The organism is Microbacterium sp. USHLN186 (genome assembly GCF_037145155.1).
Lineage (GTDB): Bacteria > Actinomycetota > Actinomycetes > Actinomycetales > Microbacteriaceae > Microbacterium.
In genome coordinates this window covers 179448-198938 of sequence record NZ_JBBCYA010000004.1, presented here as the reverse complement: position 1 = coordinate 198938, position 19491 = coordinate 179448, and the positions used below count along the sequence as shown (strand labels likewise).

At 70.4% G+C, this 19491-nt stretch carries 17 protein-coding genes; 13 read left to right on the top strand and 4 right to left on the bottom strand.

Annotated elements, in window-relative coordinates; translation table 11 throughout:
• Positions 1-10: 10 nt before the first annotated feature.
• From WFG93_RS10250 to WFG93_RS10230, 5 genes are read left to right on the top strand one after another with little or no spacing between them, the layout of a single operon-like run.
• The gene (locus WFG93_RS10250) at positions 11-481 is read left to right on the top strand and encodes an A24 family peptidase (protein ID WP_336646245.1); all 471 of its coding nucleotides are present in this window, start codon (positions 11-13) and stop codon (positions 479-481) included.
• 55 nt (positions 482-536) lie between these two features.
• A complete protein-coding gene (locus WFG93_RS10245; protein ID WP_336646244.1) occupies positions 537-752 on the top strand; it encodes a response regulator in 216 nt (71 codons plus the stop codon).
• 26 nt (positions 753-778) lie between these two features.
• Positions 779-1420, top strand: coding sequence for a CYTH domain-containing protein (locus tag WFG93_RS10240; protein WP_336646243.1), 642 nt, complete (start codon positions 779-781; stop codon positions 1418-1420).
• Position 1421: 1 nt separating this feature from the next.
• Positions 1422-2579 carry a type III polyketide synthase gene (locus WFG93_RS10235; protein WP_336646242.1) on the top strand — a complete coding sequence of 386 codons (1158 nt, stop codon included), beginning with the start codon at positions 1422-1424 and terminating at the stop codon, positions 2577-2579.
• Positions 2569-3285 (top strand): methyltransferase domain-containing protein, encoded by a 717-nt coding sequence (locus WFG93_RS10230; protein ID WP_336646241.1) that lies wholly within the window; start codon positions 2569-2571, stop codon positions 3283-3285. Before WFG93_RS10235 ends, WFG93_RS10230 begins: the two co-directional genes overlap by 11 nt.
• Before the next feature lie 66 nt (positions 3286-3351).
• Here the strand turns inward: WFG93_RS10230 and lpdA are convergent, their stop codons facing one another.
• A complete protein-coding gene (lpdA, locus tag WFG93_RS10225) occupies positions 3352-4749 on the bottom strand; it encodes a dihydrolipoyl dehydrogenase (protein WP_336646240.1) in 1398 nt (465 codons plus the stop codon).
• A 151-nt stretch (positions 4750-4900) separates the two neighbouring features.
• Here lpdA and WFG93_RS10220 point away from each other — a divergent pair, with 151 nt between their 5' ends.
• The 3 genes from WFG93_RS10220 to WFG93_RS10210 all read left to right on the top strand — a co-directional run bounded on the left by WFG93_RS10220 (position 4901) and on the right by WFG93_RS10210 (position 6702).
• Complete coding sequence (locus WFG93_RS10220; protein ID WP_442928255.1) at positions 4901-5368, top strand: FHA domain-containing protein; 468 nt, start codon at positions 4901-4903, stop codon at positions 5366-5368.
• Complete coding sequence (ftsR, locus tag WFG93_RS10215; protein WP_336646238.1) at positions 5368-6057, top strand: transcriptional regulator FtsR; 690 nt, start codon at positions 5368-5370, stop codon at positions 6055-6057. Before WFG93_RS10220 ends, ftsR begins: the two co-directional genes overlap by 1 nt.
• Positions 6058-6156: 99 nt before the next feature.
• Complete coding sequence (locus tag WFG93_RS10210; protein ID WP_336646237.1) at positions 6157-6702, top strand: MerR family transcriptional regulator; 546 nt, start codon at positions 6157-6159, stop codon at positions 6700-6702.
• 63 nt (positions 6703-6765) lie between these two features.
• On the opposite strand, the gene WFG93_RS10205 is transcribed toward WFG93_RS10210, so the two are convergent.
• Positions 6766-7578 (bottom strand): ParA family protein, encoded by an 813-nt coding sequence (locus tag WFG93_RS10205; RefSeq protein WP_336646236.1) that lies wholly within the window; start codon positions 7576-7578, stop codon positions 6766-6768.
• Between the two features lie 93 nt (positions 7579-7671).
• On the opposite strand from WFG93_RS10205, the gene WFG93_RS10200 reads away from it, so the two are divergent.
• From WFG93_RS10200 to WFG93_RS10190, 3 genes are read left to right on the top strand one after another with little or no spacing between them, the layout of a single operon-like run.
• Positions 7672-11079: a pyruvate carboxylase gene (locus WFG93_RS10200; RefSeq protein ID WP_336646235.1), complete on the top strand. Its 3408-nt coding sequence runs from the start codon at positions 7672-7674 to the stop codon at positions 11077-11079.
• Between the two features lie 41 nt (positions 11080-11120).
• A complete protein-coding gene (locus WFG93_RS10195; protein WP_336646234.1) occupies positions 11121-12869 on the top strand; it encodes a MinD/ParA family ATP-binding protein in 1749 nt (582 codons plus the stop codon).
• Positions 12866-13357 carry a peptide deformylase gene (locus WFG93_RS10190; protein WP_336646233.1) on the top strand — a complete coding sequence of 164 codons (492 nt, stop codon included), beginning with the start codon at positions 12866-12868 and terminating at the stop codon, positions 13355-13357. Before WFG93_RS10195 ends, WFG93_RS10190 begins: the two co-directional genes overlap by 4 nt.
• A 49-nt stretch (positions 13358-13406) precedes the next feature.
• Here the strand turns inward: WFG93_RS10190 and WFG93_RS10185 are convergent, their stop codons facing one another.
• Entirely contained in the window at positions 13407-15233 is a 1827-nt protein-coding gene (locus tag WFG93_RS10185; protein ID WP_336646232.1) for an AMP-dependent synthetase/ligase, read from the bottom strand.
• Positions 15234-15348: 115 nt separating this feature from the next.
• Here WFG93_RS10185 and WFG93_RS10180 point away from each other — a divergent pair, with 115 nt between their 5' ends.
• Together WFG93_RS10180 and WFG93_RS10175 are read left to right on the top strand one after the other, a co-directional pair.
• Positions 15349-16047, top strand: a complete 699-nt coding sequence (locus tag WFG93_RS10180; protein ID WP_336646231.1) for a lysophospholipid acyltransferase family protein — start codon at positions 15349-15351, stop codon at positions 16045-16047.
• A gap of 52 nt (positions 16048-16099) precedes the next feature.
• Positions 16100-17440: a class II 3-deoxy-7-phosphoheptulonate synthase gene (locus WFG93_RS10175; protein ID WP_336646230.1), complete on the top strand. Its 1341-nt coding sequence runs from the start codon at positions 16100-16102 to the stop codon at positions 17438-17440.
• A gap of 51 nt (positions 17441-17491) precedes the next feature.
• Here WFG93_RS10175 and pknB read toward each other — a convergent pair whose 3' ends face one another.
• A complete protein-coding gene (gene pknB / locus WFG93_RS10170; protein WP_336646229.1) occupies positions 17492-19450 on the bottom strand; it encodes a Stk1 family PASTA domain-containing Ser/Thr kinase in 1959 nt (652 codons plus the stop codon).
• Positions 19451-19491: the final 41 nt, after the last annotated feature.

The window sequence follows — 19491 nt, the reverse complement described above, 5'->3', positions numbered from 1 at the left end:
ACCTGCCGGGATGAGCGTGCACTCCGTGGCCGTGCTGATCGTGCACGTGCTGCTGGCGGCGGTCGGACTGGGCCTGATCGTCATCGACGCGCGCACGCACCGCCTGCCCAACCGCATCGTGCTGCCCACCCTGGCCGCGCTGGTCGTGCTCGTCGCGGTCGAGGCGCTCGCGCTCGGTGACGGCGGGCGTCTGCTGCGGGCGCTGCTGGGCGGCCTCGCGCTCGGCGCCTTCTACGCGCTCCTGCATCTGTCCTCGCGCCAGGGCATGGGCGGCGGTGACGTGAAGCTCGCCGCGGTGATCGGCCTGGTGCTCGCCTGGCACGGCTGGGGCAGCCTCGTGCTCGGCGCCGCGGGGGCATTCGTGCTCGGTGCGCTGCACGCGCTCGTGCTGATGTCGCAGGGCCGCGCCGACCGGCGCACCCGCATCGCGTTCGGCCCGTGGATGATCCTCGCCGCGGCCCTTGCGATCGTCCTGGGCTGACGCGGGAGCTCGCCGACTGGGGACCGCTCGTCGGCAGGGGGACTAGGGTGAGCACATGGCAATCGCACGACTTCACGGCGGCCCGCTCGACGGGCAGATCATCCCGCTCGACGACCACGACCAGGACTCCCTGATCCTGCCCTACAGCGAGACCCAGCTGACCTACCGGCGCGATGGCGAGGCCACGCACACGGGCGAGCACGACGGCCCGACCGAGACGGTGTTCCGCTTCGTCGAGGCCGGCGACGACATCAGTCCGGACGCCGACTGACCGGCGCGGTCGAGCCGCACACAGCCATGCAGAGCGAGGGACCCGTCGGCGCGTCCGCCGAGCCGCAGCGCACCTTCGAGGTCGAGCGCAAGTACGACGCCGACGCCGACACCGCCCTGCCCGAGTGGACGGCGGTGCCCGGGGTGATCTCGGTGAGCGAGGGCGAGGCCCGCGAACTCGACGCGCGCTACCTCGACACCGCCGACGCCGCGCTGGCGCGGCAGGGCGTGGCGCTGCGGCGCCGCACCGGCGGTCCCGATGCGGGCTGGCACATCAAGGGCCCGCGCCAGGGCGACGGCCGCCTCGAACTCGGCTGGCCGCTCGACGACGACGGCCGGATCCCGGATGCCGTGCTCAAGACGGTGGCGCAGTGGACGGATGCCGACCTGCAGCCGATCGCGCGCATCGAGAACTCCCGCACCGCCTACCTGCTGCGCGATGCGGACGGGGTCGTCGCGGAGTTCGTCGACGATCATGTCCGCGCCACCGACCTGCGCAGCGGGACACGGCGCGAGTGGCGCGAGTGGGAGATGGAGCTGGGACCTGCCGCACCGGCCGATGACGCCGGACGCGCGCAGTTCTTCGCCGCCGTCGAGCGCGCCGTGCACGTCGCCGGTGGCCGTCCGCCGTCGTCGGGCTCGAAACTCGCCCGAGCGCTCGGACACTGACATGAGCGTGCACCTGCGCTCGATCCAGACCCTCGTGCCCGGGACCTCGCTCGAGCAGAGCGCCGTGCGCGACATCTTCGCCGCACAGCCCGACCTGTCACGGCTCGCGCGCAGGCTGGTGGCGACATCGTTCGATGGTGCGGGGGTGCAGACCCGGCACACCGTGCTCGACGAGCTCGACCTGACCGCCACCGTGCCCGAGCCCAAGTTCTACGACCGCACTGCCGGCACGCTGCTGGCCCCCGGCACGGGGCTGCGCAACGATGTGTACGCGCGCGAGGCCGACCGGCTGTTCACCGGCGTCGCGCAGCGCAGCCTCGACGCGGATCCGGACATCTCGGCATCCGACATCACGCACGTCGTCACCGTCTCGTGCACGGGGTTCCACGCGCCGGGCCCGGACTACGCCATCGTGCGCGCGCTGGGGCTCTCCCCGGACGTGCAGCGCTACCACCTGGGATTCATGGGGTGCTACGCGGCCATGCCGGCGCTGCGCGCCGCGGCACAGTTCTGCCGCGCCGATCCGGATGCGGTCGTGCTCGTGGCGAGCGTCGAGCTGTGCACGCTGCACCTGCGCTCCTCCGACGACCCCGACACGATCATCGCCTCCTCGCTGTTCGCCGACGGCGCCGCGGCAGCGCTGGTCACCTCGCGCGAGCTCCCATCGGGCGTCGCCGGCTTCACCCTGGACGGCTTCCACACCGGCCTCATCCCGCAGGGCGAGCAGGCCATGGCGTGGACCATCGGCGACTCGGGCTTCGAGATGGTGCTCTCCACGCGCGTGCCGCAGCTGATCGGCGAGAACATCGAGGCAGGGCTGGACGGACTGTGGTCCGGCGACGCCGAGGTGGCGCAGTCGCGGCCGAGCCGGCCCCTGGCCGAGATCGTGCAGCACTGGGCGATCCACCCCGGCGGGCGCAGCATCCTCGACCGCGTGCAGGAGCGGCTGGGTCTCACCGACCGTCAGCTGCACCCGGCGCGGGAGGTGCTGCGCACCTGCGGCAACATGTCCAGCGCGACGGTGCTGTTCGTGCTCAAGCGCATCCTCGAGCACGAGGGCGCCCGGGCGGGGGAGCGCGTCGCCGCCATGGCGTTCGGACCGGGCCTCACCGCCGAGAGCGCGCTGCTGACCGTCGCGGGGAGCGGCGATGCGGGTTGATCTGAGCCGGCGCGCCGTCGATCTGCCCGAGCGGATGGATGCCGACGACGCCGACCCGGAGATGCTCGCGCGCACCTACGCGCGCTTCACCTACCTGAACGCGATCCTGTCGGGGCGCAGGGGCGTGCACAGCCGGGAGATCGACCCGCGCGCGCGGCACGGCTGGATCCGCGTGCTCGACATCGGCTGCGGCGGCGGGGATATCGCCCGGTACGTGGCCCGCGGGCTGCGCAGAGACGGCATCCGCGCCGAGGTGGTCGGCGCCGACATCGACCCGCGCGCGGTGCGCTGGGCCTCGGATGCCGATGCCGACGGTCTCGTGCAGTGGCGTTGCGCGTCGAGCTCCGACCTCGTCGCCGAGGGGGAGCAGTTCGACGTCGTCCTCTCAAATCATGTGCTGCACCATCTCAGCGCCGCGCAGCTGACGGGCCTGCTCGACGACTCCGCGCAGCTCACCGCTCTCGGCGGCATCGCAGTGCACAGCGACATCGCCCGCAGCCGCACGGCCTACGCGCTCTACGACGCGCTCACCTGGCCGATCGCCGGCACTCTGCTGCGCAGATCGTTCATCCGTGAGGACGGGCTGCTCAGCATCCGCCGCTCGTACACCGCCGCCGAGCTGGCGGCCGTGGCGCCACCGCAGTGGCGGGTCCAGCGGCGCTTCCCCGCGCGTCTGCTGCTCGTGCACGCCGGGCACCTGGTCTGAGCGCGGCACCGGATGCGCAAGAAGGCCCGGTCCGAACGGACCGGGCCTCCTTCACGAGACGGGATGTCACATGTTGATCATGTGACCGGCGAGACCGTGGAAGGCCTCCTGCAGGGCCTCCGACAGGGTCGGGTGGGTGTGCACGTTGCGTGCGGCCTCGAGCGCGGTGAGGTCCCACTTCTGCGCGAGGGTGAGCTCGGGCAGCAGCTCGGATACGTCCGGTCCGATGAGGTGGCCGCCGATGAGCTCGAGGTGCTCGGCGTCGGCGATCAGCTTGACGAAGCCGACCGGCTCGCCCAGGCCGTTGGCCTTGCCGTTCGCGCTGAACGGGAACTTCGCGACCTTGATCTCGCGGCCCTCGGCCTTCGCCTGCTCCTCGGTGAGGCCGAAGCTGGCCACCTGCGGCTGGCAGAACGTGGCGCGCGGCATCATGCGGTAGTCGCCCAGCGTCATGGTCTCGGCCTTGCCGATGGTCTCGGCGGCGACGACGGCCTGCGCCTCGGCCACGTGAGCCAGCTGCAGCTTCGCGGTGACGTCGCCGATCGCGTAGACGCCCTCGACGTTGGTGCGCATGTGGTCGTCGATGTCGATCGCGCCGCGCTCGGTGAGCTTCACACCGGTGTTCTCCAGACCGAAGCCCTCGGTGCGCGGAGCGAAGCCGACCGATATGAGCACCTTGCCGGCGGTGATCTCGCCCGGCTTTCCGTCGCGGGTCTCGTAGGTCACGACGACCTCGGAGCCCTTGTCGGTGACGGTCTTCACCGCGGTCGAGGTGAGGATGTCGATGCCGAGCTTCTTGTACTGACGCTGGATCTCCTTCGAGACCTCGACGTCCTCATTGGGCAGGGCGCGGTCGAGGAACTCGATGATGGTGACCTTCACGCCGTAGTTCGTCATCACGTAGCCGAACTCCATGCCGATGGCGCCGGCGCCGACGATCACGATCGACTCGGGCAGCTCGCGCGAGAGGATCTGCTCCTCGTACGTGACGACGTTGTCGCTGAGCTGCACACCCGGCAGCAGGCGCACGGTCGAGCCGGTGGAGATGATGACATTGTCGAAGGTGATCTCCTCGGTCGAGCCGTCGCTCTTGGCGACCGAGATGGCCTTCGGGCCGGTGAAGGTGCCGTGTCCCTCGTACTCGGTCACCTTGTTCTTCTTCATGAGGAAGTGGATGCCCTTGACGTGCGTCTCGGCCACCTTGCGGCTGCGGTCGAACGCGGCGCCGAAGTCGAAGCTCACATCCCCGGAGATGCCGAAGAACTCGGCCTTGTGGGTGAAGGTGTGCGCCACCTCGGCGTTCTTCAGGAGGGACTTCGAGGGGATGCATCCGACGTTCAGACACACACCGCCCCAGTACTTCTCCTCGATGATCGCGGTGGACAGACCGAGCTGGGAGCTGCGGACGGCGGCGACGTATCCGCCCGGGCCCGCGCCGAGGATGACGACATCGTAGTGTGGCATGCCCACAGCCTAATCCCTGCGCGCGGACCGACGCGGGTGCGGGACGGCACAGAAAAGTGCGGGCAGAGGTGTACATCGGCCTCCGCGCCACCGGGCGCATCAGATAGTCTGGAGAGCCGGAGGAGGGAGAACCGTGACAGACGACAGCACGATCGGCGCCGGAGGCGCGATCCACCGCAGCGGCGGCGAGCGGCGGCACGATGTGACGCAGACGTTCGGACACGACTCCGATCTCTCTTTCGTGCCCTTCGGAGCCGACCTCACCGAGGCCGAGGCCGCGGCGATCGCGGCGCTGCCCTCCGGTTCGGCGCTGCTGCTCGTGCGCGCCGGTGCACTGGCCGGCGCACGCTACCTCCTCGACGCCGACGTCACCACGGTCGGACGTCACCCCGAGGCGGACATCTTCTTCGACGACGTGACCGTTTCGCGCCGTCACGCCGAGATCACCCGCTCCGCCACCGCGTTCGAGATCGTCGACCAGCGCTCGCTCAACGGCACCTACGTCAACGGCGAGCGCGTGGATCGCAGCGAGCTGGCCAACGGCTACGAACTGCGCATCGGCAAGTTCCGGATGAACTTCTTCGCCTCACCGATCGATCTCGCGGCGGCGAACGACTGATGGCGGCGGCCGCCGCCGCCCGGGAGCGCTCTGCGCCTGCGCGCCTTCTCAGCATCGGTCAGGTCCTGGCTCGTCTCACGCCCGAGTTCCCGCAGCTCACCTCCAGCAAGCTGCGCTTCCTCGAGGTGCAGGGCATCGTGACCCCGTCGCGGACGGAGTCCGGGTACCGCAAGTTCTCCGCGCATGACGTCGAGCGCCTGCGCGCCGCGCTGACCCTGCAGCGCGACCACTACCTGCCGCTCAGCGTGATCCGCGAGCAGCTCGACGAGACCGAGGCGAAGGGCGAGGGCTGGGGCGCGATCGCGCCGCCGTCGATCACCCCGCCGCCGCGCCGGCACCGGCGCGACGAGCTGCTGATGCGCACCGGCGCGACCGCGCAGCTGCTCAACGACGCGATCAGCGCCGGCCTCATCGTCGCCGCCGAGCACTACCCCGAGCACGTCGCGACGCTGCTGTCGGGTCTGGTGACGCTGGCCAGGCACGGCATCGAGCCGCGTCACCTGCGCAGCATGCGCCAGAACGCCGAGCGGGAGGCGGCCCTCATCGAGTCGGCGCTGTCGACCCTGCTGCGCCGCACCGACGCGGCTTCGCGCGGGCGCGCCGCGGAACTCGCGCCGGAGCTCGCCGCGCACATCGACGAGGTGCGCCGTCAGCTGGTGCGCCAGTCGCTGGACCGTGTGATTTCGTAACGAACGGATTGCGACACACCTTCCCCGGGGTGCGGATGTCGTTGCCGGGGCAGGGGTCCTGCTCTACCGTGGGGATAAGCCGTCGAGGAAGGACAGAGTATGAGTGCGGATGGGCCTGCAGGCGACCCGCGGTTCGTGACCGAGCTCCTGTTCACCGACGGTCTTCCGGCGATGGACGATGAGGTCGGCTATCGCGGTGCGGTCGCCGCGCGCGCTGCCGGGATCACCTACCGTCAGCTGGACTACTGGGCGCGCACCGAACTGGTGGTCCCCACCGTGCGCGGCGCGTCCGGCTCGGGATCGCAGCGCCTCTACGGCTTCCGCGACATCCTCGTGCTCAAGCTGGTCAAGCGTCTGCTCGACACCGGCATCTCGCTGCAGCAGATCCGCACCGCCGTCGAGCAGCTGCGCGCCGCCGGCATCCGCGACCTCGCCGGCACCACGCTGATGAGCGACGGCGCGTCGGTGTACCTGTGCACCTCGAACGACGAGGTCATCGACCTCGTCAGCCGCGGACAGGGCGTCTTCGGCATCGCCGTGGGCAAGGTGCTGCGCGAGGTGGAGTCGACGCTGGTCGAGTTCGACCCGACCCTGCCCGACCCCGTCGACGAGCTGGCAGCGCGCCGCTCCCAGCGAACCGCCTGATCACTCGATATGTGAGAGAAGCCGCCCCGAGGGGCGGCTTCCGGCGTATCAGAGGGCTGCGGGTCAGACCGCGGCGCCGCTCTCGGGCACGGGCACGCGACCGGTGCGGATGACGCGGTCCAGCAGCAGATCGAAGTCGGCCGCGAGCTCCTGCGCGGAGTCGCCCGGCCAGATGTGCAGCGGCTTGGCTGCGCCCTGGGCCTGCTGCAGGGAGGTGCGCTCGGGCAGCTGCGGCGAGAGCACGAGCGGACCGAACATGTCGCGCAGCTCCTTGATGCGGAACTGGTGCTCGATCGACTGCGGACGCACGCGGTTGACCACGATGCCCAGCGGCTGCAGGCGGGGGGAGAGGCCGCGGCGGATCTCCTCGATCGCGCGCAGGGCCCGGTCGGCGGCGGCGACCGAGAACAGCCCCGGCTCGGTGACGACCATGACGCGGTCGCTGGCGGCCCACGCGGTGCGGGTGAGGGCGTTCAGTGAGGGGGCGCAGTCGATCAGCACGAGGTCGTACTCGCCCTCGACGGTCGCGAGGGCCTCTTCGAGCTTCCATACGTCGCGCACGCTGGGGTGCGGGCCGTCGAAGTTGATCGCCGACGGGCTGCCGATGAGCACGTCGATCGTGCCGGGGTGCACTTTCGCCCAGCCGCTCGTGGTGATCGCCTGACGGACGATCTTCTCCTTGGGGTTGCCGAGCACGTCGGCGATGTTCAGTCGTCCGGCGATCTGGAGGTCCATGCCCGTGGACACGTCCGACTGCGGGTCGAGGTCGACCACCAGGGTGCGGATGCCGCGGGCGAAGGCGGCGGAGGCGAGACCGAGAGTCACGGTCGTCTTTCCGACGCCTCCCTTGAGGGAGCTGACGCTGAGTACGTGCACGATCTACACGTTACCGTGCCCTAGTCTGGACAGACACTCAGCCCCCGCCCAGCGTGCGTCGTCTTCGCGCGCTTGACCTCTGCAGAGGTGTGCATGTTCCAGAAGATCCTGGTGGCCAACCGCGGTGAGATCGCGATCCGAGCGTTTCGCGCAGCGTACGAGGTGGGTGCCCGCACCGTGGCGGTGTTCCCCTGGGAGGACCGCGGATCGCTGCACCGGTTGAAGGCCGATGAGGCGTACGAGATCGGCGAGCGCGGTCATCCCGTGCAGGCGTACCTCGACGTGGACGCCATCATCGCCGTCGCCGAGCAGGCCGGCGCCGACGCCATCTACCCCGGCTACGGATTCCTCTCCGAGAACCCGGAGCTCGCCGAGAAGGCAGCCGCCGCCGGCATCGCCTTCATCGGCCCGCCCGCTGCCGTGCTGCAGATGGCGGGGAACAAGGTCGAGGCCAAGCGGCACGCGATGAACGCCGGCGTGCCGGTGCTGCGCTCGACCGAGGCCTCCGACGACGTGGAGGCGCTCGTCGCTCAGGCGGAGGAGATCGGCTTCCCGCTGTTCGCGAAGGCCGTCGCCGGCGGCGGCGGGCGGGGCATGCGGCGCGTGGAGCATGCAGAGGAGCTGGCGCCCGCGCTGGCCGAGGCCATGCGCGAAGCCGGCGCCGCGTTCGGCGACCCCCGGATGTTCCTCGAGCAGGCCGTGCTGCGTCCGCGCCACATCGAAGTGCAGATCCTCGCCGACGCGCACGGGCACACCGTGCATCTGTTCGAGCGGGACTGCTCGGTGCAGCGCCGGCACCAGAAGGTCATCGAGATCGCGCCGGCCCCCAATCTCGACGACACCACGCGTACCGCGCTGCACCGGCACGCCATCGCCTTCGCCGAGTCGATCGGCTACCAGAACGCCGGCACCGTCGAGTTCCTGCTGGAGACGGCCGGCCCGCGCGCGGGCGAGATCGTCTTCATCGAGATGAACCCGCGCATCCAGGTCGAGCACACCGTCACCGAGGAGGTCACCGACGTCGACCTCGTGCGCGCCCAGATGCGCATCGCCGACGGCGCTACGCTCACCGAGCTGCGGCTCGAGCAGCACGACATCCAGCTGCGCGGCGCAGCACTGCAGTGCCGCATCACGACCGAGGATCCCGCGCAGGGTTTCCGGCCGGACACCGGCAAGATCACCACCTACCGCTCGCCCGGCGGCGCCGGCATCCGTCTGGACGGCGGGACGACGGCGGCCGGCGCGCAGATCAGCCCCTACTTCGACTCGATGCTCTCGAAGCTCACCTGCCGCGGCCGCACGTTCGACACCGCGGTGTCGCGGGCGCGGCGCGCGCTGGCCGAGTTCCGCATCCGCGGCGTCTCGACGAACATCCCGTTCCTGCAGGCGGTGCTCGACGACCCCGCCTTCGCCGCCGGCGACCTGTCGACCTCTTTCATCGACGAGCGACCCGAGCTGCTGCGCGGGCGGGTGTCGAAGGACCGCGGCTCGAAGATCCTCAGCTGGCTCGTCGACGTGACGGTCAACAAGCCCAACGGCGACAGCCCGCTCGCCCTCCCGCCGGCGCACAAGCTGCCGCCGATCGATCTGCAGAGCCCACCGCCGTCCGGTTCACGCGACGCGCTGCGCCGCCTGGGCCCCACGGGATTCGCGGCCGCGCTGCGCGCCCAGACGCCGCTCGCGGTCACCGAGACGACTTTCCGCGACGCGCACCAGTCGCTGCTGGCCACCCGGGTGCGCACCCGCGATCTCGTCGCGGTCGCCCCGCACGTGGCCCGGCTCACTCCGCAGCTGCTCTCGGTCGAGGCGTGGGGCGGGGCGACCTACGACGTGGCGCTGCGTTTCCTCGGCGAGGATCCGTGGGAGCGGCTCGCGGCGCTGCGCGAGGCGCTGCCGAACATCGCGATCCAGATGCTGCTGCGTGGACGCAACACGGTCGGCTACACCCCGTATCCCACCGCGGTGACCGACGCGTTCGTGCACGAGGCGGCCGCGACCGGCGTGGACATCTTCCGCATCTTCGACGCGCTCAACGACGTCACGCAGATGCGTCCCGCGATCGATGCGGTGCTCGAGACGGGCACCGCGGTGGCCGAGGCGGCGCTCTGCTACACAGGGGATCTGCTGAACCCGAGTGAGGATCTGTACACGCTGGACTACTATCTGCGCCTGGCGGAGCAGATCGTCGAGGCGGGCGCGCACGTGATCGGCATCAAGGACATGGCGGGACTGCTGCGACCGGCCGCCGCGGCCACGCTCGTGCGCGCACTGCGCGAGCGCTTCGATCAGCGGGTGCACGTGCACACCCACGACACTGCCGGCGGTCAGCTGGCGACCCTGCTCGCCGCGGCGGATGCCGGAGCGGACGCGGTCGATGCGGCATCCGCCCCGATGTCGGGAACCACGAGCCAGCCCTCGCTGTCGGCGCTCGTCGCCGCGCTCGCGCACACCGAACGTGACACCGGCATCGATCTGCAGGCCGCGGCCGACCTCGAGCCGTACTGGGAGGCCACCCGGCACATGTACCGGCCGTTCGAGTCGGGTCTGCCCGGTCCCACCGGTCGCGTCTACCACCACGAGATCCCCGGGGGACAGCTGTCGAACCTGCGTCAGCAGGCGATCGCGCTCGGCCTCGCCGACGACTTCGAGCTGATCGAGGACATGTACGCCGCGGCGAACCGCATCCTCGGGCGGGTGCCGAAGGTGACCCCGTCGTCGAAGGTCGTGGGCGATCTCGCGCTGCACCTCGCAGCGGTGAAAGCCGACCCGGCGGACTTCGAGGCGCATCCGGAGAAGTACGACATCCCCGACTCGGTGATCGGGTTCATGGCCGGTGAGCTCGGGGATCTGCCCGGCGGCTGGCCCGAGCCGTTCCGCAGCAGGGTGCTCGCCGGACGGCCGGTCAAGGGCGGGATCACCCCGCTCACCGACGCGCAGCGCGACGGGCTGCAGGGCGACTCGGCTCAGCGGCGCGGGATGCTCAACGAGCTGCTGTTCCCCGGGCCCACGAAGACGTTCTTGCAGAATCGCGAGGAGTACGGTGACCTGTCGGCGCTGGACACCGCGGACTACCTCTACGGGCTGGTGCCCGGCGCCGAGCACGCCGTCGACATCGAGCGCGGAGTGCGGCTGTACGTCGGACTCGAGGCGGTCGGCGAGCCGGATGCCAAGGGAATGCGCACCGTCATGACGACCCTGAACGGGCAGCTGCGGCCGGTCTCGGTGCGCGACCGCTCGGTCGAGGTGGACGTGCGTGAGGCGGAGAAGGCCGACACGTCGCGGCCCGGACAGATCGCCGCCCCGTTCTCGGGTGCGGTCACGCTGAAGGTGCAGGAGGGCGCCGAGGTGCGCGCCGGTGATCCGGTCGCCTCCATCGAGGCGATGAAGATGGAAGCCGCGATCACGACTCCGGTGGCGGGGGTGGTGACACGTCTCGCGGTGGGATCGGCGCAGCAGGTGGACGCCGGAGATCTTTTGGTCGTGGTCAGCACCGCGCACTAACCTTGTCCGGGCGCCCACTGCGCCTGACCTGGGAGTGAACAGTGAACCCGAAGAACCCCGTCGATCCCGAGGACGACGACCTGGGCGTGCTCGATGAGACGCCCTCGTCGGACACCACCGGGATCGGTCTGATAGGCGGTACCGCACACGTGGATGTCGTGCTGCCCACCGGCGGCCAGGACGACGAGAGCGACGACGAGGTGGTCGACGACGAGCTCGTCGACGACGCCGTGGCCGCCGAGGTCGTCTCGGATCTCGTCATCGACACCTCCTCGGTCGCCGATGCCGAGGTCATCGCGCGCATGCAGCAGGACGCGCCCGATGTGATCATCGAGCTGCCCGCCGAGGACCTGCCCGCGGCATCCGCGAGCGAGAGCGAGGATGCGGCGACCGGTGCGGAGCTCGTGGTGGAGGTCGTCGAGGACGAGGCTCACGAGGACACGGCGGACGAGGACGTCGCCGAGGACGAGGACGAGTACGTCGCCTACGCCGACGAGTACGAGGACGACGATGTCGCCGACGAGTACGAGGACGACGAGGACGAGGATGTGGACCCCGCCGACGCGGTCTTCAACGGAGAGGACGAGTCTGCCGACAGCATGACCGAGGAGGTCGTCGCCGAGGAGGACCCGCTCGTCGAGGTCCTGGCGGACGAGGACACCGGCGACGAGGATCCGACGGACGAGGATCCGACGGACGCCGACCGCACCGGCACTGCCGCCGCACCGCTCGTCGACGCGGGCGGTCCGGCATCCCCGGCGACCGCTCCGCGCTCCACCGAGCCGGCACCGGCGGAGGTCGAGCTCAGCGCGAAGCGCTTCGATGACCTCGACGTCGTCGCCGGCAGCGAGAGCGCCGACCTGCTCACCCCTGATCGACTGCTCGACCCCGCCCGCATCGGCCGGCCCGAACCCGAGGGAACCTGGAGCCACCTGCTGTACTCCCTCACCGGTGGGCGCATCAACGTCGGCGACAGCCGCCATGCCCGCGAGCGCAAGCAGCTCACCGCGCGCATCGCCGCGCCGCTGGCCGGCAGCGCGCGCTTCGTGCCGGTGCTCTCGCGCAAGGGCGGCGTCGGCAAGACGACGGTCACCGCGCTGCTGGGGATGGCCCTGGCCGACGCCCGCGAGGACCGCGTGATCGCCGTGGACGCGAACCCCGACCGCGGCACACTCGCCGAGCGCGTCGTCGGCGGGCATTCCCGTTCAGTGCGAGACCTGGTGCGCGCGCAGCACGACATCCGCGGCTTCCACGACCTCTCGGCGCTGGTCGGCCGTGACGAGACTCGGCTCGACGTGCTGGCCTCGGATGCCGACCCGCGGGTCTCCGAGGCCTTCGGCGACGGCGACTACCGTGACGTCGCCACCGTCGCCGCCCAGTACTACTCGCTCGTGCTCACCGACTCCGGCACCGGCATCGTGCACTCCGTGATGGGCGCCACACTCGACCTGGCCGATCAGATCATCATCGTCTCGGGCCTCAGCGTCGACGAGGCGCGGCTGGCATCCGAGACGCTCACCTGGCTGGAGAGCAACGGCTACGCCGCCCTGGCCCGCGAGGCGATCGTCGTGCTCGACCAGGCCGCACCCGGCGCGCCGCTCGTGCGGCTGAGCGAGCTGGAGGCGCATTTCTCCACGCGTGCCCGGCACGTGCTGCGCATCCCGTACGACCCGCAGATCGCCGGCGGCGGCCCGATCGACTTCGCCCGCCTGCAGCCGGCCACACGCCGCGCCGCCCGCGAGATCGCCGCGACCCTCATCGAGGGCCTGCGCGCCGGAGCGGCCTCATGACCGTCCGCGAGATCCGCCTGTACGGCGATCCGGTGCTGCGCACCGTCTGCGCGCCCGTCGACGAGATCGACGACGGCGTGCGCGCCCTGATCGCCGACCTCGTCGACACCGTCGAGCTGCCCGGCCGGGCCGGCGTGGCCGCGAACCAGATCGGCTTCGCGGTGCGCGCGTTCAGCTACAACATCGACGGCGACATCGGCTACGTGATCAACCCCGTGCTCACCGAGGTGCGCGGCGAGCCGGTGCCCACCGGCGAGGGCTGCCTGTCGGTGCCGGGCCTCTGGCACGACACCCCTCGCCACCCCTGGGCGCGCGTGGAGGGCATCGACCTCGACGGCCGCCCGGTCGTGCTCGAGGGGGAGGGGCTGCTCGCGCAGGCCCTGCAGCACGAGACCGATCACCTCGACGGGCGGGTGTACCTCAGCCGTCTCGAGGGCGAGACGCGCAAGCTCGCGATGCGCCAGGTGCGCGAGAGCGACTGGTTTTGACACGGACCGGATCAATGCGGCGAAGCCGCGTTGATCCGGCCTTGACGCGTCAGCCCAGCGGCGTGGTCGTGGTCTGCACCGGCGCGTCGTAGATCTCGGACACCGCGTCGGCGAAGTCGTCGAGGATCACGTTGCGCTTGATCGACATCTTCGGGGTCAGGTGCCCGCTCGCCTCGGTCCACTCCACGGGCAGGATCGTGAACTTGCGGATCGACTCAGCACGCGAGACGGACTTGTTCGCGCGGTCGATCGCGCGCTGCACCTCCTCACGCACGGCCGGGTTGCGGCTCGCCTCGCTCAGCGACATGTCGGCAGGCAGGCCGTTGTTGGCGAGCCAGGTGGGCAGCATCTCGGTGTCGAGGGTGATCAGCGCGGAGATGAACGGACGCTGATCGCCCACCACGACCACCTGGCCGACGATCGGGTTCGAGCGGATGGGATCCTCGAGCGCCGCTGGTGCGACGTTCTTGCCGCCCGCGGTGACGATGATCTCCTTCTTGCGGCCGGTGATGGTCAAGAAGCCCTCGGCGTCGAAGCTGCCGAGGTCGCCGGTGCGGAACCAGCCGTCGTCGAAGGCGGCGGCCGTCGCATCGGGGTTGTTCCAGTACTCCTTGAACACGTTGATGCCGCGCACCTCGATCTCGCCGTCCTCGGCGAGACGCACCCCGACCCCGGGCAGCGCGGGACCCACGGTGCCGATCTTGGACTTGTGCGCGAGGTTCACCGTCGCCGGTGCGGTGGTCTCGGTCAGGCCGTAGCCCTCGAGGATCACCACGCCCAGGCTGTGGAAGAAGTGCCCGAGCCGCGCGCCGAGCGGCGCCGAACCCGACACGGCGTACGAGACGTTCCCGCCCATCGCCTCGCGGAGCTTGGCGTAGACGAGCTTGTCGAACAGCGCGAACTTCAGGCGCAGACCGAACGGGACCGGCTTGCCCTCCTCGAGCAGCGTCGAGTGCTCGATCGCGGCGGCGGCGGCGGCACGGAAGATCTTGCCCTTGCCTCCGGCCTCGGCCTTCTGCTCGGCGGAGTTGTACACCTTCTCGAACACGCGCGGCACGGCGAGCAGGAAGGTCGGCTTGAACGACCCCAGCGCGGGCAGCAGCTGCTTCGTGTCGGGCTGGTGCCCGGTGCGCACCCCGGAGTGCACGGCGAGGATGGAGATGAAGCGCGCGAACACATGCGCGGTGGTGATGAACAGCAGCGTGGACGCACCGGGCGCCGAGACGACCTCGTCGAGGGCCTTCGCGGAGTTGCGCGAGAGCTCGACGAAGTTGCTGTGCGTGAGCACGCACCCCTTGGGGCGACCGGTCGAGCCGGAGGTGTAGATGAGGGTGGCGATATCGGAGCCGATCGCGATGCTGCGCCGGCGCTCGATCTCGGCATCCGTCACCTCCGCTCCCTGGGCGGTGAGGGTGTCGATCGCGCCGAGGTGCAGCTGCCAGATCTGCCGCACCAGCGGCAGTTCGCTGCGCACCTCGTCGGCGCGGGTGTAGTGCTCCGCCGACTCGACGATGAGCGCCGTGCCACCGGAGTCCTCCATGATCCACTGGATCTGCGCGGGGGAGCTGGTCTCGTAGATCGGCACCATCACGGCGCCGGCATAGAACAGCGCGAAGTCGATCAGCGTCCACTCGTACGTCGTGCGGGCGATGAACCCGACCTTCTCGCCGGGCTGGATGCCGGCCGCCACGAGACCCTTGGCCAGGGCGATGACCGCGGTCTCGAAGTCCCGCGCAGACACGTCGCGCCATCCGCTGCCTTCGGGCACGCTGAACAGGGCGAGATCCGGGGTCTTCCGCACCCGCTCCACGAGCAGGTCGCTGACGTTCCCCTCCGGGTCTGCGGGGACGATTGCGGGGACTTCGAACTGGGCCACGGCAGCTCCTTCGGTACCGGTTGAGCGGGTATCTCCCGAGTCTATGCCATGGGATTCAGTCGCACGGATAGTGAAACTGGGTCGCCGCGGTGGTCGCGGCGCTAGACTGCGATCGATGTTCTACTGGCTGATGAAGTACATCGCGATCGGTCCGCTGGTCAAAGCGATCTTCCGACCCTGGATCGTGGGGCGCGACAACGTCCCCACCAGCGGCGCGGCCATCCTGGCGAGCAATCATCTCTCCTTCGCCGACTCCATCTTCCTGCCGCTGCTGATCGACCGGCCGATGTCGTTCCTCGCCAAGAGCGACTACTTCACCGGGCGCGGGCTCAAGGGGTGGGCCACCCGACTGTTCATGAAGGGCACCGGCCAGATCCCCATCGATCGCTCCGGCGGCAAGGCCTCGGAGGCCTCGCTGAACACCGGCCTGCAGATCCTCGGCCGCGGCGACCTCCTCGGCATCTATCCCGAGGGCACACGCAGCCCCGACGGCCGCCTCTACCGGGGGCGCACCGGAATCGCCCGCATGGCGCTCGAGGCGAAGGTGCCGGTGATCCCCGTGGTGATGGTCGACACCGACACCGCCATGCCGATCGGTCAGCGCATCCCGCGGGTGATGCGCGTGGGCGTGCTGATCGGCGAGCCGCTGGACTTCTCGCGGTACGAGGGCATGGAGAACGACCGCTACATCCTGCGGGCGGTCACCGACGAGATCATGATCGCGCTGCAGCGTCTGGGCGCCCAGCGCTACGACGACGTGTACGCCTCCACCGTGAAGGATCGGCTGCCACCGGGTGCGCCCGGGCGTCCCTGATCGCCGCCGTCACAGGGCCGGCGGGGCCATGCGCGAACACTAAGCTGGGGGGATGCTCTCCCCCTCGCACCCTGACCTCGACGCGTGGCGATCCCTTCCCATCAAGCAGCAGCCGCAGTGGCCGGATGCCGAGCGCACTGCGGAGGTGTCGAGCCAGATCGCGGCGCTGCCGCCGCTCGTGTTCGCCGGTGAGGTCGACAACCTGCGCGCACGCCTCGCGCGGGCGGCATCCGGCAACGCCTTCCTGCTGCAGGGCGGCGACTGCGCCGAGACCTTCGCCGCGGCCACGGCCGATCAGATCCGCAACCGCATCAAGACCGTGCTGCAGATGGCCGTGGTGCTCACCTACGGCGCCTCGATGCCGGTCGTGAAGATGGGCCGCATGGCCGGGCAGTTCGCCAAGCCGCGCTCCAGCGACACCGAGACCCGGGGCGACGTCACCCTGCCGGCGTACCGCGGTGACATCGTCAACGGCTACGACTTCACCGAGAAGTCCCGCCAGGCCGACCCCGGCCGGCTGCTGCAGGGGTACCACACCGCGGCGTCGACGCTGAACCTCATCCGCGCGTTCACGCAGGGCGGGTTCGCCGACCTGCGCGAGGTGCACTCGTGGAACAAGGGCTTCGCGCAGAACCCGGCCAATCAGCGCTACGAGCGGATGGCGGCCGAGATCGACCGCGCGATCAAGTTCATGGAGGCCGCCGGCGCGGACTTCGAGGAGCTCAAGCGCGTGGAGTTCTTCACCGGTCACGAGGGCCTGCTCATGGACTACGAGCGGCCGATGACGCGCATCGACTCGCGCACCGAGACGCCCTACAACACCTCGGCACACTTCCTCTGGATCGGCGAGCGCACCCGCGAGCTCGACGGCGCACACGTCGACTACTTCTCGCGCATCCGCAACCCGATCGGCGTCAAACTCGGCCCGACCACCACGCCCGAGACGGCACTCGCGCTGATCGACAAGCTCGACCCGCACCGCGAGCCCGGACGCCTGACGTTCATCACCCGCATGGGGGCGGAGAAGATCCGCGACGCGCTGCCTCCGCTGCTCGAAGCGGTGAAGGACTCCGGCGCCACCCCGCTGTGGGTCACCGACCCCATGCACGGCAACGGCATCACGACGCCCAGCGGGTACAAGACCCGGCGTTTCGACGACGTGGTCGACGAGGTGCGCGGCTTCTTCGCAGCGCACCGCGGTGCCGGCACGTTCCCCGGCGGCATCCACGTCGAGCTGACCGGTGATGACGTCACCGAGTGCCTGGGCGGATCCGAGCAGATCGACGAAGCCGGTCTCGCCACTCGCTACGAGAGCCTGTGCGACCCGCGCCTGAACCACATGCAGAGCCTGGAGCTCGCGTTCCTTGTCGCCGAGGAGCTCGAGAAGCGCTGAACCGCTCAGCAGCGCAGCGGCCGTCCGGCTCCCCCGGGCGGCCGCTGGCGTTCAGTCCCGGCAGAAGATTCCGGGAGTGAGAGTGATGGTGGTGCCGCGCGCGGCGCTGCCGGTGGGATCGTAGCCGCACACGCTGTAGATGTCCCAGTACTTGCCGCCCAGGGGGATCTCGACGTCCTCGATCGTCGCGTTGACCTTGAAGCCGGCGTTCTGCAGCTTCTCGACCGCGACGCGCACGGTGTCGCCCTTCACATCCGGGATCGGCAGGGGCTGCGGACCCTTCGAGACGGTGAGGGTGACGGTGTCGCCGGGGCGCCACGCACCGCCGTCCGGACGCTCCGCACTCTGCGAGATCACCGAGCCCTTGGGCACCGATTCGCTCCACTCCTCGGGACGGTCGCCGGACACCTTCAGCCCCGCCTCCTCGAGCGTGCGGACGGCGTCGTCGACCGGCTTGCCGGCGACATCCGGCACGGCGCCCAGCGAGAGCTGCAGCAGCGCGGTGTCGTCCTCGAACACCTGGCATCCGTCGGCGCAGCCATACGCATCGCCGCCCGCGCGCGGCGTGATGCGCACGTTGATGACGAGTCCCTTCTCGAGCGCGTCGAAGTACTCCTCGACCTCGTCGGCGGTCTTCACGCCGTTCGCGCGGAGGATCTCGCGCACCTCGTCGGCGCTCTGGCCCCGCAACGCGGGGAGGGCGTGCTCGGCGGGTCCGGTGGAGACGATCAGCGAGACGGTGCTGTCCTTCTCGACGCGCTCGCCCGCACCGGGTGCGGATTCGATGATCAGGCCGGCGTCGACGTCGATCGACGACCGCTCCTGCTTCTTCGGCACGAGCCCCTCCGCCGTGACGGCGGCAGCGCCGGCCTCGTAGGTCTTCCCCGCCACCGCGGGCACCGGGATCAGCGAGCCCGGTCCGGAGCCGAACCACCAGCCCACCCCGCCGGCGAGGACAGCCAGCAGCAGCACGAGCACCAGCAGCACGACGCCCCGGGAGCGGCGACGCGCGGTGCGCCTGCGCAGCCGCGTGGCGTTGTCGGCGCCGTCCGACTCGTCGTCGGCAGCGGCATCCGGCAGCACGGCCGTGCCGGCGAGCACCTTGGTGACCGATCCGGAGTCGTAGCTGCGCGTCGTCGACTCCGTGCGCGTGGTGACCGGGGCGACGCCGATCTCGCGCTCGATCTCGCGCAGCCGCTCGAGCATCGCCCTCGCGTCCAGCGGACGCTCGTCGGGAGACTTCTCGGTCGCCCAGAGCACGAGCTCGTCGAGCTGCTCCGGCACGGCAGGATTGCGCACGCTGGGCCGGGGGACCTGCTCGGTGGCGTGCTGGAAGGCGATCTGCATCGGCTGCTCGCCCTGGTACGGCTGCTCGCCGACGAGCATCTCGTACAGCATGATGCCCAGAGCATAGATGTCGCTGCGGGCGTCGGCCGTGCCGCGGGTGACCAACTCGGGGGCGAGATACGCGATGGTGCCGAGCAGGTGCGCGCCGGTGGCGGTGTTCGCGGTCGTCGCACGGGCCAGGCCGAAGTCGCCGATCTTGATGCGGCCGTCCTCGGCGAGCAGCACGTTCTCGGGTTTGACGTCGCGGTGCACGATCCCCGCGGCGTGCGCTGCCGAGAGACCAGAGAGGATCGCGTCCATGATCGTGATGGTCTGCGTGATGGTGAGCCGCTTCTGCTCGCGCATCAGCTCGCGCAGCGTGATGCCGGGCAGGTACTCCATGACCAGGTACGCCAGCTCGCCGTCCTGACCCTGGTCGAAGACGTTGACGACGTGCGGGTCGGCGAGGCGGGCGGCAGCGCGCGCTTCCTGGATGAACCGGCTCTGGAAGGCGGAGTCGTCGCTGAGGTGCGCGTGCATGACCTTCAGCGCGATGCGCCGCTCCAGGCGCATGTCGGTCGCGACGTACACGGTCGCCATGCCGCCGCGCGCTATGCGGGCGCGGACCCGGTAGCGACCGTCGACAAGCCGCCCGATGAGGGGGTCGGCCTGCGGGATGCTCACAGGTCGAGTCTATGAAGAAGTGAGCCGCGCGAACCGCAGCG